General features: G+C 58.4%; 14 protein-coding genes. 10 read left to right on the top strand and 4 right to left on the bottom strand.

Going from position 1 to position 15,495, the window contains the following annotated elements:
* The first annotated feature begins 95 nt into the window (after positions 1 to 95).
* From lysA to dapB, 3 genes are read left to right on the top strand one after another with little or no spacing between them, the layout of a single operon-like run.
* Positions 96 to 1,358, top strand: coding sequence for a diaminopimelate decarboxylase (gene lysA, locus NITLEN_RS04330; protein WP_121988333.1), 1,263 nt, complete (start codon positions 96 to 98; stop codon positions 1,356 to 1,358).
* 50 nt (positions 1,359 to 1,408) lie between these two features.
* Positions 1,409 to 2,281, top strand: coding sequence for a 4-hydroxy-tetrahydrodipicolinate synthase (dapA, locus tag NITLEN_RS04325; RefSeq protein WP_121988332.1), 873 nt, complete (start codon positions 1,409 to 1,411; stop codon positions 2,279 to 2,281).
* A gap of 29 nt (positions 2,282 to 2,310) precedes the next feature.
* Positions 2,311 to 3,114, top strand: a complete 804-nt coding sequence (dapB, locus tag NITLEN_RS04320) for a 4-hydroxy-tetrahydrodipicolinate reductase (protein ID WP_121988331.1) — start codon at positions 2,311 to 2,313, stop codon at positions 3,112 to 3,114.
* A gap of 1,147 nt (positions 3,115 to 4,261) precedes the next feature.
* Here dapB and NITLEN_RS04310 read toward each other — a convergent pair.
* Positions 4,262 to 4,573: a hypothetical protein gene (locus NITLEN_RS04310; protein WP_121988329.1), complete on the bottom strand. Its 312-nt coding sequence runs from the start codon at positions 4,571 to 4,573 to the stop codon at positions 4,262 to 4,264.
* Between the two features lie 184 nt (positions 4,574 to 4,757).
* Between NITLEN_RS04310 and fsa the strand changes: the two genes are divergently transcribed.
* The gene (gene fsa / locus NITLEN_RS04305) at positions 4,758 to 5,405 is read left to right on the top strand and encodes a fructose-6-phosphate aldolase (RefSeq protein WP_121988328.1); all 648 of its coding nucleotides are present in this window, start codon (positions 4,758 to 4,760) and stop codon (positions 5,403 to 5,405) included.
* Between the two features lie 9 nt (positions 5,406 to 5,414).
* Here the strand turns inward: fsa and NITLEN_RS04300 are convergent, their stop codons facing one another.
* On the bottom strand, positions 5,415 to 6,113 hold the full coding sequence (locus NITLEN_RS04300) for a uracil-DNA glycosylase (protein WP_121988327.1): 699 nt from the start codon (positions 6,111 to 6,113) through the stop codon (positions 5,415 to 5,417).
* Between the two features lie 116 nt (positions 6,114 to 6,229).
* Between NITLEN_RS04300 and NITLEN_RS04295 the strand changes: the two genes are divergently transcribed.
* The 6 genes from NITLEN_RS04295 to NITLEN_RS04270 all read left to right on the top strand — a co-directional run bounded on the left by NITLEN_RS04295 (position 6,230) and on the right by NITLEN_RS04270 (position 13,818).
* A complete protein-coding gene (locus tag NITLEN_RS04295) occupies positions 6,230 to 7,285 on the top strand; it encodes a lytic transglycosylase domain-containing protein (RefSeq protein WP_121988326.1) in 1,056 nt (351 codons plus the stop codon).
* A 5-nt stretch (positions 7,286 to 7,290) separates the two neighbouring features.
* On the top strand, positions 7,291 to 8,628 hold the full coding sequence (locus tag NITLEN_RS04290) for a glycerate kinase type-2 family protein (protein ID WP_121988325.1): 1,338 nt from the start codon (positions 7,291 to 7,293) through the stop codon (positions 8,626 to 8,628).
* 14 nt (positions 8,629 to 8,642) lie between these two features.
* Positions 8,643 to 11,273, top strand: a complete 2,631-nt coding sequence (locus NITLEN_RS04285) for a PEP/pyruvate-binding domain-containing protein (protein ID WP_121988324.1) — start codon at positions 8,643 to 8,645, stop codon at positions 11,271 to 11,273.
* Between the two features lie 209 nt (positions 11,274 to 11,482).
* Positions 11,483 to 12,871, top strand: a complete 1,389-nt coding sequence (locus tag NITLEN_RS04280; RefSeq protein WP_121988323.1) for a DNA recombination protein RmuC — start codon at positions 11,483 to 11,485, stop codon at positions 12,869 to 12,871.
* 9 nt (positions 12,872 to 12,880) lie between these two features.
* Positions 12,881 to 13,312 carry a pyrophosphohydrolase domain-containing protein gene (locus NITLEN_RS04275; RefSeq protein WP_121988322.1) on the top strand — a complete coding sequence of 144 codons (432 nt, stop codon included), beginning with the start codon at positions 12,881 to 12,883 and terminating at the stop codon, positions 13,310 to 13,312.
* Positions 13,309 to 13,818, top strand: a complete 510-nt coding sequence (locus NITLEN_RS04270; RefSeq protein ID WP_121988321.1) for a PilZ domain-containing protein — start codon at positions 13,309 to 13,311, stop codon at positions 13,816 to 13,818. The genes NITLEN_RS04275 and NITLEN_RS04270 overlap by 4 nt, the downstream gene beginning before the upstream one ends.
* A 22-nt stretch (positions 13,819 to 13,840) precedes the next feature.
* Here the strand turns inward: NITLEN_RS04270 and panC are convergent, their stop codons facing one another.
* Positions 13,841 to 14,707, bottom strand: coding sequence for a pantoate--beta-alanine ligase (gene panC, locus NITLEN_RS04265; RefSeq protein WP_121988320.1), 867 nt, complete (start codon positions 14,705 to 14,707; stop codon positions 13,841 to 13,843).
* Entirely contained in the window at positions 14,704 to 15,258 is a 555-nt protein-coding gene (gene folK, locus NITLEN_RS04260; protein ID WP_121988319.1) for a 2-amino-4-hydroxy-6-hydroxymethyldihydropteridine diphosphokinase, read from the bottom strand. The genes panC and folK overlap by 4 nt, the downstream gene beginning before the upstream one ends.
* Positions 15,259 to 15,495: the final 237 nt, after the last annotated feature.

Below are 15,495 nucleotides of genomic sequence, written 5' to 3'. Positions count from 1 at the left end.
GGGCTCACCGAGCCCGCGTGCTGCTCGCATCAAGAAGACTGCTCCGTCACGGTTTTCGGTGGCGGGTCTCAAATTATTGAATGAGGATTGTCTAGATGCATAATTTCGAATATCGCCAAGGTGAGTTTTATTGCGAGCAGGTGCCGGTGAGTCGCATCGCTAAAGAAGTCGGGACGCCGTGCTATGTCTACAGTCACGCGACCTTGATCCGGCACTTCCATGCGTATGACGGGGCGTTTAAGAACATCCCGCACATCGTCGCGTTCGCCATGAAGGCCAATTCGAATCTGGCCGTCTTGAGAGTGATGGCTAAGGAAGGCAGCGGAGTCGATATTGTGTCGGGTGGTGAATTGTTCCGTGCGCTCAAGGCGGGAGTGCCGCCGTCAAAGATCGTCTTTGCCGGAGTGGGGAAAGACGCTGGCGAAATTGCCGACGCGTTGAAGGCCGACATCCTCATGTTTAATGTCGAGTCTTCGGCGGAGATTCGCGCGATCAACGATGTCGCGGCCTCCGTCGGTAAGAAGGCCCGCATTGCGTTGCGGATCAATCCGGACGTCGATCCCAAAACACATCCCTATATCTCGACAGGGATGAAGAAGAGCAAGTTTGGCATCGCCGCGGACCGCGCACTGGAAGAGTACAAGATGGCCGCCTCGCTGAGCCATATCGAGGTGGTCGGCGTCCATGCCCATATTGGCTCCCAGCTCACCGAGGTGACCCCGTTCGTAGACTCATTGAAGAAGGTTGTCGGGCTCATCGGCACGCTGAAAGCGCAGGGGATCAACATCCAGTATCTGAACATCGGCGGTGGGTTGGGGATTACCTATTCCGAGGAAAAACCACCGCTGCCTCAAGATTTGTCGGACGCGATTTCACCGATCGTAGCCCATCTCGGCCTGACCTTGGTGATGGAGCCGGGGCGTGTCATTGTCGGCAATGCCGGCATCCTCGTGACGAAGGCGTTGTACTTGAAAGAAGGGGAGGCCAAGAACTTTGTCATCGTCGATGCGGCGATGAATGATCTCCTTCGCCCCAGCCTCTACGGCGCCTACCATGAAATCAAGCCGGTCAATGAAGAAGCCGGCCACCGAGCCAAGCAGCAGGTCGATATCGTCGGTCCGGTCTGTGAGTCGGGAGATTTTCTGGCCAAGGACCGTTTGCTGGCCGCCGTGAAGCCGGGTGAATTGATGGCGGTGATGAGCGCGGGAGCCTACGGGTTCGTGATGGCGTCGAATTACAACTCGCGACCCCGCATCCCGGAAGTGCTGGTCCAGGGCGAAGACATCCATGTCATCCGCGAGCGTGAAACGTACGAGGATCTGGTCAAGGGCGAGATGATTCCGGCGTTCTTGAAGTAGGGCGAGGCGCGGGCGGCCTGCCGATTCCCGTACCTTGAGAAGGAGCCATTATGTTTACCGGTTCTCATGTCGCGATCGTGACACCCTTTCGAAAGGGCAAAGTCGACGAGCGGGCGTTGGGCGATCTGATCGAGTGGCAGATTGCCAAGGGTACGAACGGTATTGTCCCGTGCGGTACGACCGGAGAGTCCGCCACGCTGTCACACGAGGAGCACAACCGTGTGATCGAGCTGACGGTAGAAGTGGTTCGCCGTCGAGTCCCTGTTACGGCAGGGACTGGCTCCAATAGTACCGATGAGGCGATCTCGCTGACGAAGCATGCGAAGGAGGCCGGGGCCGATGCCGCCCTGCTCATCACGCCATATTACAACAAGCCGACGCAGGAAGGGTTGTATCGCCACTATAAGGCGATTGCCGAGGCCGTCGATTTGCCGCTGGTGCTGTACAACATTCCCGGGCGAACCGGCGTGAATATGCTCCCGGCGACGGTCGCCAGATTGGCCGTGATCCCGAACATCGTGGGTGTAAAGGAAGGCAGCGGAGTGATTCAGCAGGCGTCGGATATCGTGCAAACGTGCGGCGGTCGCCTTGCGGTGCTTGCCGGCGACGATGCGATGACCCTGCCCATGATGGCGGTCGGCGGTCAAGGTGTGATTACCGTGACGGCCAATATCGCTCCAACTGAGATGGCGAACATGGTCAAGGCGTTTGCGGCCGGAAACATTGAGGAGGCTCGACGTCTCCACTTCCAACTGTCGCCCTTATTTGCCGCGCTGTTCTATGAAACGAATCCGATTCCCGTGAAAGAGGCGCTGGGAATGATGGGGAAGATCGATCCCGAGCTTCGCTTGCCGCTGTGCCCGATGGGGAAAGAGAATCGAGATAAGCTGATGCAAGTCATGAAAGAGGCCCGATTTATTTAGTGTGACCGGCAGAAGGATGAGACGCGGTTATGATTAAAGTTGTAGTGGCTGGTGCGGCGGGACGGATGGGCTGCCGGTTGGTTGCGCTGGTGCGGGATTCGACGGCGTTGACATTAGCCGGGGCGCTTGAGGGGAGTGGGCATCATGCCATCGGCGATGACGCCGGCGAGATCTCCGGGACCGGGCGCGCCGGGGTGGCTATCACCAGTGATCTGGCTGCGTTGATGGAACGCGGCGAAGTCGTCATTGATTTTTCCGCTCCTGATGCGACGCTCGAGCATTTCCGTATTGTCGCGCAGCATCGCCGGGCGATGGTCATCGGCACGACGGGGCTCAATCCGTCTCAACTTGAAGAGGTCAAGGGGCTTGCGAGACACGTTCCCTGCGTGTTGTCTCCCAATATGAGCGTGGGCGTTAACTTGATCTATAAAGTCATCGGGGAGATGGCCAAAACATTGGGTGACGACTACGACATCGAAGTGATTGAGGCGCATCACCGTCTCAAGAAAGACGCACCGAGCGGTACCGCATTGAAAATTGCGGAAGTGCTGGCGCATGCCGTCAACCGTGATCTAGATCAGGTCGGCGTCTATTCCAGAAAAGGCCTGATCGGGGAACGGAAGAAACAGGAAATCGGCATTCAGACTATCCGGGCCGGCGATATTGTGGGAGATCACACTATCCTCTTCGGCGGGATGGGCGAGCGCATCGAAGTGACGCATCGTGCCAGCAGTCGCGATACCTTTGCTCGTGGCGCGTTGCGCGCGGCTCGATGGGTCGTGCGCCAGCCACCGGGCCTCTATGACATGATGGACGTGTTAGGTCTGAAGTGATCCGGTTCTGAGTCAGTATTGAGGCAGGTTTCCTCCCCCTCGTATCACCCTACCAACTTCAGCGCATTTCCGTACGGTCTCTGTGCAGCTTGATCTGGATGAACATCTAGGCAATGTTTCTCCAGGCAGCGGAGGGATGCGGCTATACAGCCGACTCTGTACGTGTGGGAAGTTTCGAGCTAATTCGACGAGGGGGCAGATTGCGGGAAACTGTGGCCGCAGGTCTCACAGGACACGACCAGTTGGTCGCGTGTGTAGCTGATCATACGATAGCAGGATGGACAGCACAGCACGGCCGTCCGGGGAACGGTAGACAACTTCGTCACCGCGGGTTTCATCGACGGGTGGTATTCCCGTCATGAATCGCGGATCCGGTTGACGTACCGATCGTCTCTTTCGAGCGAGTCTGGACCGTCGCCGAAAGCCTGGCGTAGAGCAGTTGGGCGGCCTCCGTCCATTTCGGATTCGAAGGAGCGCCAACAAAAGCTGCCTCAGCAGCTTTTTGCTCATCGTACGTAAGTGGTTTTGGTTCTGCCATAGACGGTCAATGTCTTGCCGTGATGGGCCGTGGTTCTTGGTCCGCTGCTTTTCTCCGACCACAGTTTAAGCACGCAAACACTGTGATCGCAAGTCCTGCGTCCAAATCCACCGCCCGCTCTGGCAACATTGAACCGCTGCATTTATCGCATGTCTTCATGGGCGGACTGTAACACTTACAGAAATGGATGCATATCCTTCTGAAGTACTGGATGGAAGGGGGCAAGAGTCCTTTTTACCTAGTTGTACCCTAGGCCATTTGGCCATTCTTGTACGCGTTGCAACAGGCCGCGCAGTAGGCTCAGCCTTGACAGTGCCAGGACGGTTCCATAGGATTGTGGTCAGCTTGACTGGAACACACTATGTATAGATTATTTCTGATCATTGGATTGCTAGTCCTGTTATTCGTGCTCTTGAGGAGCATGTATCGGAATTTCCAGCAGGCCGGTAGATCGACCCCGCCGCCATTGGATGGCGATCAGATGGTCCAAGATCCGGTCTGCGGGGTATTTGTCCCGAGAAAAACTGCAATTGTTCGGGAGATCGGAGGGATCTCCAATTGCTTTTGCAGCCAGGAATGCGCGGTGAAATTTCAGGAGTCGCGATCGAGTTAGCAGCCGGAGTAACTGTAGTCTGACAACTTTTCTTCTTTGTCGAACTTCAGCAGAATCTGACACTGGTTCGGTGAAAAATTAAATAGCGGCATGCCGGACTTTCCGCCGGCAATGCGGTAGTACGTCCAGGTTTCGCCGCCGAAGAAGCGAGGCGCTTTCCCGTCAGGCGTGCCCCAGTTTTTCTCAAACCAGGTTTTGTCTTTTCCTTGAAGTTCGGCCGGTTTGAGCGAGGCTTCAAGATAGGGATTGCTGGAGCTACAGGCAGTCAGAGCCAAGCAGCCGATCAAAAACACAGCAGAGAGACGCATGAGCGATTCCTCCTCAGATGCGACACACAACGGACGATGTGCGGCTTGGTTGAGGCGCAAATTCTAACCCCCGTCAGGAGAGCTGTCAAACCGCGGTATCGCGTTGCGTCGTACTTGAGTTCCCCCTAAAATGGCCGACACAGAGTATGCGTAAACGTCATCTCGACAATGAAAGGATGCTCCCATGAAATTTTATCTCGATACGGCGAATGTAAAAGAAATTCAAGAAGCGGCCAGTCTTGGGTTGCTCGACGGGGTCACGACCAATCCGTCCCTCGTGGCGAAGGAAGGCCGCAGCTTCAAGGAAATGCTGGTTGAAATCTGTAACATCGTCGACGGGCCCATCAGCGCGGAAGTCGTCAGCGTCGAAGCGGATGCCATGGTCAAGGAAGGAAAAGAACTGGCGAAGATTCACAAGAATATCGTGGTCAAGGTCCCGCTCATTGCCGAAGGATTGAAGGCCACCAAGCGGATGGCCGCTGAAGGCATCAGAGTGAACGTCACTCTGTGCTTCTCGCCCACCCAGGCGCTGCTTGCGGCGAAAGCCGGAGCCTGGTGTGTCTCGCCCTTCATCGGGCGTCTCGACGATATCAGCTCCAACGGCATGGAGCTGATCCGCCAGATCCTGACCATCTATAAGAATTACGACTATAAGACGTTCGTCTTAGTGGCAAGCGTTCGCCATCCGCAGCATGTCGTGGAAGCAGCGCTGGCCGGTGGCCATATCTGCACGATGCCGTTTTCGATTTTCCAGCAAATGGTCAAGCATCCGCTGACGGACATCGGCCTCAAGAAGTTCCTGGCCGATTGGGATGCCCAGACGAAGAAATAAGTGCGCTGGTCACTTGGCGGGATGGAGCTTGTCGATTTCGCGGCGTGCCTGCGCAAAGACCGAATGGAACATGGGTCGCGTCAGCTTTCCGGTAAACGTATTCTGCTGGCTGGGATGATAGGAAGCGAGCAGGAGGTCTCCCCACGGAAGACGGTAGGCGACGCCGTGTCCAAACTTAGGCGTTGGTGACGGGATAGTGTGTCCATCAGCTCTGTGCGTTTTCAGGTAGTGATCAAAAGCAATCTTTCCGAGCGTGATGACGATGCGCTTTCGTGTGAGAAGGCGCATCTCATCACGCAAGAATCGGCCGCACTGTGCAAACTCATCGGGTAACGGCTTATTGCCAGGAGGCGCACAGCGGACGGTTGCGCCGATATAGCAGTTCGTGAGAGCCAAGCCATCGCCTTGGTGCGTCGATGAGGCTTGGTTGGCAAATCCGAAGTGATGCAAGGCTTCATAGAGCCAGTCCCCGCTGCGATCGCCCGTAAAGATCCGACCGGTTCGATTGCCGCCGTGAGCCGCCGGTGCGAGCCCGAGCACATAAAGTTCCGCGTCCGGGTCGCCGAATCCTGGAATCGGTTTTCCCCAGTACGTCCATGCCAGATACTGCCGGCGTTTGGTTCGTGCCACAGTCTCCCGGTAGGTCACCAGGCGGGGACAGGCCGTGCAATCGGTGATCGCGTGATTCAGTACAGTCAGTGAGCGCATGGCCGATCACTGTACCATGAATGAGAAGTCATTCGTGCTTGCTGGGGTTTGGGCTTGCTGTTAGCATGGCCACGACCTACATTTATTAGTTCAAGAATAACAGAGGAGTACCTCGGATGGCAGAGTCTGGTGCGCGAATCGGATATTGGGTCCTTGCGGGTCTTCTTAGCTGGGGGGCAAGCCAAGCCTGGGCGGAACCGGTCCAGGGACATCCCGAAGGCAAGGATGCGGCAAAATCAGAAACGGGATTTCGCGACCTCCTTCTCCCTGAACCGCTGGACAATCAGCCCGATCCGGAAGATCGATTGGTGATTCTCCCGGAGATCAAGCGAGACGGAGAACGGTACTTTCTGAGTTCGTTCAAATTGCCTGACAAGATTACGTTCGGCGGGGTTCCGGTTCCGCTGGACAACTGGCAGGTTCGAGAGCGCATCGAATACGAGTTCTACCAATTTCTGGAAGACCAGGGCGAAAGCATCATCCTGGCGAAGCGTACCGGACGGTGCTTCCCACCGGCCGAAAAACAGCTGGCCGATGCCGGGCTCCCGGACGATTTGAAGTACATGCTCTTAGTCGAGAGCAAGTGCATTGCTGCCGCCTATTCCAAGGCTAAGGCCTCCGGTCCCTGGCAATTCATCCCGTCGACCGGGAAACGGTATCGCCTCAAGAGCGACTCCGTGCTCGATGAGCGCCGCAACCTCGAAATGTCGACCGAGGCCGCGGTTAAGTACCTGAAGTATCTGAAAGATTTTCAGCAGAACGATTGGTTTTTAGCGATGGCCTCCTACAATGCCGGTGAAGAACGAGTGCGCAAACTTCTCAAGGAGCAAAAGATCACCGACTATTGGAAGATGCATGGTCCGCGTGAAACCATGCGCTACGTGCCTCGGATCATCGCAGCGAAAGAGATCTATTCACAGCCTGAAAAATATTTGGGATTGAGCAAGAAAGACCTCTATGTGCCGTTGGAGACTGAGACCGTCACGGTGACCGTGAAAGATTCGCAACGGGCCTTGACCGCGATTGCCGAAGAATACGGGACTTATTTCCTAGAGCTGAAGATGCTCAACCCGGAGTTCAAGAAAGACGTCCTTCCGCAGGGCACCTATCAGATCAGAGTGCCGCGTCAAACTTGCCCGAGCCGCTGTTTCAAACAGGCGAAGACTCCCTAGGCCCCATGCCTCTTGCGCTGCCGGCATCTTCCGCCCGATCCATTCTCAGGCGTGTGATCGGGGCGGGGTTGCGGGCGGCGGACCCCGCTTCCGCTCTCCTCAAGTGCGTTCATCGAGCCGGTCATCGCTTACAGGTGGGCCACCGCCGTTACGATCTGCGATTCTTCGATCGAGTGGTCGTGGTCGGGGCAGGAAAAGCCTCAGTGCGAATGGCTCAAGCTCTTGAACGGGTATTGGGCCCCTATCTGGACGGCGGGCTTATTGTCGTCAAAACCGGCCATCGCCTTCCCACCAAACGCGTGACCGTGATCGAAGCCGGTCATCCGATCCCTGATCGGGCCGGGCTGGAAGCCGCCAAGCAACTGTGCGCTCGAGCGGCCGAGTTAGGCCCTCGCGACCTGCTCATCGTGCTGCTCTCAGGCGGGGCATCCAGTTTGATTCCCGCTCCGGTCGACGGGGTCAGTCTTGCCGACAAACAGAAACTTACGCAACTACTCCTGAGAAGCGGCGCGGCGATTCAAGAGGTCAACGCGGTCAGAAAGCATCTCTCGACGATCAAGGGCGGCCGCCTCGCCGAAGCCACCCGTGCACGGATTGTCACGTTGATTCTCTCCGATGTGATCGGCGATGAACTGACGGCTATCGGTTCCGGTCCGACGACTCCCGATCCTTCGACCTATCGTGAGGCGATCGCGATTATGAAGCGGCGACGAATCTGGATGAAGGCGCCGGCGTCAATCCGCCGACATCTTGAGCGCGGGGACCGCGGCGATGTTAGCGAGACGCCGAAGCCGGGGGCGGCCCGATTCCGAAGGGTGCAGCATGAGATCATCGGGAATAACGAGATGACGCTCGTTGCCGCCGCGCAAGCGGCTCAACGCGCGGGCCTGCGAACCGTTCTATTTTCGACCCCCCTTGTCGGCGAAGCCGCTCAAGCCGGAAAGACCTTCGCATCACTTGCAGCGCGCTTGTCCGAGGGAAATGGAATTGTCCGGAGACCCTACTGCCTGGTGGCTGGCGGGGAAACGACGGTTACGGTTACAGGGCGTGGCACAGGTGGCCGCGCACAGGAATTTGCCGTGGCGGCAGCTGGTGAAATCTCGGGTCTTCACAAGACCTGGGTTGCTGCGATCGGAACCGATGGGACTGACGGTCCGACGGATGTGGCTGGCGCGGTGGTGTCTGGATCCACCCTTGATCAGGCAAAGCGCAACGGCCTGAATCTTCGTCGCGCACTCACGCAACACAATGCTTATCCTGCGCTGCGCGCACTCAAGAGTCACATTGTGACAGGGCCCACCGGGACCAACGTGAACGACCTTTACCTTCTCCTCGCACTCTAGTTAGTATCCGGTCCATGCCTTCGCCGCTGGTTCTACCTCTCAAAGACTGTACCAATCGATTCTTGGCCGGAGGGAAAGCGGCGGGCTTGGCGCGCCTACTTATCGAAGGATTTCCCGTTCCCCATGGGTTCTGTCTCACCGTCGAAGCCTACCGGAAGTTCCTGCGCGATCAACAGATGGATGCTGCAGCGATCTGGAGGCAGGTGCAGAGCGCCACAGGAGCGGCCCGCGTGGCACTCCTAGAAGACTGCCGAAGGCGGATTCAGGAGGGCCGTCTCACCGGCGAGTGCCTGACAGAGCTGGAGCGGCATCTCCGAGCTATGCGGCATCCGGTCGATCAGCGTTGGGCCGTTCGATCCTCTGCCACGAATGAAGACGAGACTCACGCCAGCTTCGCGGGGCTGTATCACACAGAGTTGGGTGTTGCCGGAGAACAGTTGGGATCCAGTGTGCAAGCCGTCTGGGCGTCGCTGTGGGACGAGTCAGTGGCAACCTATTACGAGCGGATCGGGTGGAGCGACCGTCCGCCGGCGATGGCAGTGGTCATTCAGCCGGTACTCGATGCCCATGCCGCTGGCGTGCTCTATACGATTCATCCCGTCACGGGGCGTCAGGATCAGGCTGTGGTCAATGCGGTGCCGGGTCTTGCGGCGGGGCTTGTCGATGGTACGATGACTTCGGATCAGTTCACGTTGCAATGGGATACTTCGACCTCACGCGCTCGCGTGCAGGAACGAGTCATTGCGAAGAAGGAACGTGCCTTGCGGCTGGGGGCCGCCGGCGTATGTGATCAGGAACTCGTGTCATCCGAGCGTGAGCGGCCGTCGCTCACGGACGAAGAGTTGGAGACGCTGGTTCAACTGGGGAAGCGGGTGGAGACGGCGCTGGATCAGCCCGTCGACATTGAATGGGTCATGGACCGGCAGGGACTCTGGTTCTTGCAAGCCCGGCCGGTCACGGTTGTGTCGACAGAGGCTCCGTCGGTACGGGCTGTCTGCGAATGGTCCCGTACTAATTTCAAAGAGACGATGCCGGATGTGCCCAGCCCGCTCGGGATCTCGTTCCTCGAACAGTTTATGGATCTGTTTCTGATGGGGCCGTACCGGCGGTTGGGGTGCCAAATCCCTCCCGGCATGTCCTCGGTTCGAGTGTATCGAGGCCGTCCTTATCTCAATGTGAGTCTGATGCATGCGCTGATCGAACAGCTACGCGGCGACACGTCGACGCTGGCGGAACATATGGGCGGGCATACCGTCTCCAGGCCGCTCCCCGTCAAACAGCTTAGTCCCGTAGCCTTGCTGCGGGCGGGATTCTTGGCTGCTTGGTGGATCCGCCAGGCGGCTCGCCAGTCGGAGCCTTGGTTTGCCGACATGAAGCGGATGGGGCTGGAGCATCATCACGAGGCGGTGCAGGCACTGACGCTGGTCCAGGTTCGCGAGCGGATCCAGGCCTTGAACGAGGAATTTATTCGACGAGAAATGACGTTCGGCATTGCCGGCGGGGTGACGCAATGTTTACAGGCGCTGGGGTTTTTGTTGCCGCGCTGGCTGGGAACGGATTGGCGTGGGTTGCTCAACGCGGCACTCCAAGGGCAGGCACAGGTCATCAGCGCACAGCAGATTATCAGGCTGGCTGAACTGGTCGAGGTCGCGCGTCGTGAGGAACCAGTCCGGCGGCTGTTTGAGCGCGCGGACTGGGATGGGCGAGCGGCGGGTCAGGCGCTCCGTGGGACGCAATTCTGGGGGCTCTTTGAGCAGTATCTTGCCGACTATGGTCATCGGGGGCTGGGAGAGTCCGATATCATGTCCCCGCGATTTGCGGATCAGCCGGAAGTCGTGCTGGATGTACTGCGTCATCAAATCATCGCGCCAACGGCTCAATCGCCGACAGACATTGCGGCACGGCAGCGGAGGGTGCGTGAGCAGGGCTGTGCAGATATCCGTGCTCGTTGTGGCCGGCTCCGTTGGATGGTGTTCTCCTGGTGGTACCGGAGGCTGTGTCGGTTCTATGCGCTACGGGAAGCCAATCGACATCATCTGATGTATTACGCGGGTGCGACGCGCCGGCTATTGATGCGGGCAGGCGTCTTGCTGACGGAACAAGACCGGTTGGATCAGGCGGAGGATGTCTTCTTTATCCGCGTTGAGGAGCAACAGCCGTTGCTCAGCCTGGAAGCGCGTGATTGGCGTGCCCTGGTGCAGTCGCGCAAGCAAGCGCGTGCCCGCGATGTTCAGATGGCGGCCTCCGATCAGTTGATCGATGGAGCGGAAGAGCTCACGGCGGAGCACTCGCCGGATGCGGCAGAGTGGCGGGGTGTGCCGATCAGTGCCGGTTTTGCGATGGGACCGGCGCGAGTGATCCGAACCGTGGAGGATTGGAAGAAGGTGACTCCCGGCGACATCCTCGTCGCTCCTGTGATCGACCCCGGGATGGCGCCGTTATTCGGGATTGCGGCAGGGCTCGTCGTCGAGATGGGCGGGACCTTGTCGCATGGCGCGATTATCGCCCGTGAATATGGCTTGCCGGCAGTGGCCAATATTCCGGGGATCACGACGGTTGTGCGCGATGGCGAGGTGATTGAACTAGATGCGGCAGCCGGGGTTGTGCGGCGTCGGGAATCCGTCCGTGATCGGCACCGTGAGTAACGACGTGGCCAATCCAACTCGGCGTTGATTTGCTTAATAGCGTCCCTAGGTGAATGGCGGTAGGGCCGAATGACATTGGGACTTTTCGGTGCTTGACCTTTGATAGCGTATCTCGTACGCTCCAAAAATTCTCCAGGCCGTACTTTACTATCGAATAGATTTTTTGCCCGTGAGGATGCGGCGCGTCAGATGACGGAGAGGGTAGCGCAATGGATGTGACCGGCATATTGCTGGGAATTGTCATCGGTCTTGTCCCTGGCGCGCTCGTCGGTTGGTTTCTTGGCGTTGGCCGACTCTCCCGACAATGGCAACAGCACACAGTCGAACTCAGTGCCCGGGCCGAACGAGCGGAGTCGCTGGAGGCGGAGTTGCGCCGTCAGTTGGAGCAGGATCGCCTGGAAGGGGGGCAGCTTCGGGCTGACCTGGCGACGGTCCAGCAAGCGCGGGCCTCAGCCGAAGTGCGCACGGAAGAAGCGCTGAAGCATGTCGCCGAACAAAAGCAATTAGTCGATCAATCCCGCCAGCAGTTGCTCGAATCGTTCCAGGCGCTGTCGAACGACGCGCTCACGAAAAACAATCAGGCCTTCTTGAATCTGGCACGCGTGTCGTTCGAAACCCTTCAGGCCAAAGCCGAGGGCGAACTGTCACAGCGGCAACAGGCAATCGACGGGCTGGTGAAGCCGCTCCATGATTCGCTGCAGCGCTACGATGAACAGATGCGGTTGCTCGAACAATCGCGCCAATCGGCGTATGGCGGGCTGGATCAGCACCTGAAATCGCTGGCGGAGTCCCATCAACGCCTCCAGCAGGAGACCGGCAACCTGGTCAAGGCTCTCCGTGCGCCGACGGTCCGTGGTCAGTGGGGTGAAATCACGCTGAAGCGGGTGGCCGAGTTGGCCGGGATGGTCGATCATTGCGACTTCTTCGAGCAGGAAAGCGTCACCGGCGAGGATCGGCGGTTCCGTCCTGACATGGTGGTACGGCTGCCGGGAGGCCGACAGATCATCGTCGATGCGAAGACGGTTCTGGCGGCCTATCTGGATGCCCACGAAGCTCCGGACGATCAGCGTCGGATCGACGCCTTGCGGCGGCATGCCGCGCAGGTCCGTAGCCGGATGGACGAGTTATCGCTCAAGGCCTACTGGACGCAATTTGAACGGGCGCCTGAGTTTGTGGTGCTCTTCCTCCCCGGTGAACAATTTCTCGGCGCAGCGCTGGATCATGATCCGCGCTTGATCGAAGAAGGGTTTACGCGCGGAGTCGTGCTGGCTACGCCTACCACGTTGATCGCGCTCTTGCGGGCCGTGGGGTATGGCTGGCGGCAGGAGCAGATGAATGCCCATGCGGAAGAAGCCGGACGGCTGGGGAAAGATCTCTACGAGCGCATGGCGGTGTTAGCTGAGCATGTGAACGATGTCGGACAAGCCTTAGGCAAGAGTGTGTCGGCTTATAATCGGGCGGTGGGTTCGCTGGAAACGAGAATCCTTCCGGCAGCGCGCCGGTTTAAAGAGCTTGGGGTGGCGTCGGAAAAAGAGATCCCGCAGTTGGAGCCGGCTGAGCTGGTGCCGCGCCGGACATTGCCGTTTGACGGTGAGTAAGGAGTACGCATGACGGACGAGCAGTCGATGGTCGAAGAATTCCATAAGAAATTCGACAGCCTTGTGCAGGACACTCCCACAGCCGCCAGTGAGGAGACGAAGCGGCTTCGTATCCGTCTGATTCAGGAAGAGTTCGACGAACTCAAGGAGTCCATGGCGGAGGGCAACTTGGCCGCCGTGGCCAAGGAGATGGCGGATCTGCTCTATGTCGTGTATGGCACAGCCGTCTCGTATGGTATTGATATGGGGCCGGTGTTTCGAGAGGTCCACCGGTCGAATCTCAGTAAAGTCGGCGGATATAAGCGCGAGGATGGCAAGTGGGTCAAGCCCCCAACCTATTCACCGGCCGACATCGCACCGTTATTGGCGATACAAATGAGCGCGTCCGAAGAATCGCAGAGGCCGGTCGGGAGTGGTGAGGAGATGCTGCGAGGCGTATGAAATCGCTGCACTGTCCAAGTTGCGGAACGTCGTTCGTTCGAGTGACTTCCAACGAAGGAATGGTTGAGAAAGCACTCAACCATATCCGCATGTTTCCATTTCGCTGCCAGCTCTGCACCAATCGCTTCCGCGCCTTCTACCTGAGCGCGCGCCAAAGCACGCAGGCATTCGATCGCCGCCAGTTCAAACGTCTCGCAACGGCGATGGACGCCCAAGTGATCGACAGCAAGCTGTTGCCCTTCACCAATCGCATTACCGATATTTCAATGGGGGGCTGCGCGATCCTGGCGGGCGGATTGGCCAAGGGGGCATTTGTCGAGCTAGTGTTGAAGTCGAGTATCGCGGGGGAGGAAATCAGAATCGAAACCGCGATGGTCTGTTCCGTCAGACCGGAATCAGTCGGGATACAGTTTCTGGAGTTTCGTCCGGATGAGCAGCGCCGTTTGAGCCAAGTCGTGCTTGGACTGCTCGTCGGCCAGAGCGGGCACTCGAATACCTATTCCTGACATAGATCGTTCCCGCGTGGCTCTAGCGCCGTTCTCGTTTCGCCGGCCTTCTGACCACTACATTGTCGATGAGCCGCACGTGTCCGATGCGGATGGCTCCCAGCAGGATCGCTCGATCGCGCACGGATTCGAGCGGGGTGAGGGTGTCCGGATCGCACACCGCAAGGTAGTCGACGGCTGCGGCTGGTTCCCGGCGCAGCACCTGTGTCATCACCGCGTGAATCTTCCGACCTGCGGTCGCCCCATCTTTGATCGCCGCCGCCCCGGCCTGCAAACTCTTATTGAGTATGGGGGCCAGTGCGCGCTCAGTCGCGGACAAATACACATTCCGTGAGCTCATCGCCAGTCCATCCTGCTCGCGTACGGTCGGGTATACGATCAGCTTGACTCCCAGGCTCAGGTCGTCGATCACGCGCTGAACAAGGGCGGCCTGCTGAAAATCTTTCTGTCCGAACACGGCGATATCCGGCCGCACCATCCCGAAGAGTTTTGTGACTACCGTGGCCACGCCGGCAAAGTGATGCGGGCGGCTCTCGCCTTCCCAGCGCCTGGCGATTCCGGGAACCGTGACGACCGTGTCAAAACCCTCCGGATACATCGCCGTGACGCCCGGTTCAAAACAGACATCGACTCCCTCAGCTCGGCAGAGCGCCCGGTCTTTAGCGATCGGCCGCGGGTATTTGGCGAGATCTTCCGTCGGGGCGAATTGGGTCGGGTTCACGAAAATACTGACGACGAGCGCATCGCATTGCAGCCGGGCAGCGCGTATCAGCGCGCGGTGGCCGTCATGCAGCGCACCCATCGTCGGGACGAATCCGATCGTGACCCCTTCTCGGTGGAGCCGTTGACTCCAGGCGGCCATGGTTTTGGGGGGCCGGATGATTCTCATGAATCCTGACGAGGGCTACAGGACGGACGGGAGCCGTAGCGCGTCGACGGCTGGGGGAAGAGCAGGCGGACTTCAGACTGGTCCTTGACGTCCGCGAGCAACTGCGTGGCTGTGCGTTGAAGCGAGGGATGGACCAGGAGCGGATCGAGTTCGTTCAAGGGCATCAGGACAAACCGCCGGTCCTGCAGCCGAGGATGCGGCACCACGAGATCCGCTTCATTGATGAGACGACTGCCATAAAACAAAATATCCAGGTCGATGGTTCTGGGGCCTGAACGATTCTCCTCATCGCGCCCCAACGAGCGCTCGATTTCCCGCAAGATCGTCAGCAAACTGCGGGGCGTGATGTCAGTCTCGAGTTGCACGACGCCATTCAGAAACCAACCGTCCCCAGGCTGCGCATGGTCATTTACAGGCTCGGTTTCGTAAAGCAGTGAAATGCCGGTGACCTGTGAGTGTGGAAGCAGACTCAATAGCGTCACCGCCCGATCGCAAAAATCCAGGCGATCGCCGACATTTGACCCGAAGCCGATGTAGACCGTCTCTCTCATGGTGACCAGTAACTGGTGGTGAGTGACGGGGAAACAAGGCCTGCCCGGCGCACATCTTCGTCACTCACCACCTAAATCACAGCGCGTTAGAATCCCGCCTTCTTGATCTGTTCAACAGCTTCCGCCAGCCGATCTTTCGTTGTACACACTGTCATGCGGCTGTAGCCTTTGTCCGATTGCTCCGAAGCCGATGTAGACGGTTGCCCACACGTCCGTCAACTACCACTTGTCCTTCGT

Origin of the sequence: Nitrospira lenta (assembly GCF_900403705.1) — a bacterium.
In the GTDB taxonomy this organism is placed as follows: domain Bacteria; phylum Nitrospirota; class Nitrospiria; order Nitrospirales; family Nitrospiraceae; genus Nitrospira_D; species Nitrospira_D lenta.
The sequence above is the reverse complement of the archived record's forward strand: the minus strand, read 5'-3'. Positions and strand labels throughout refer to the sequence as shown.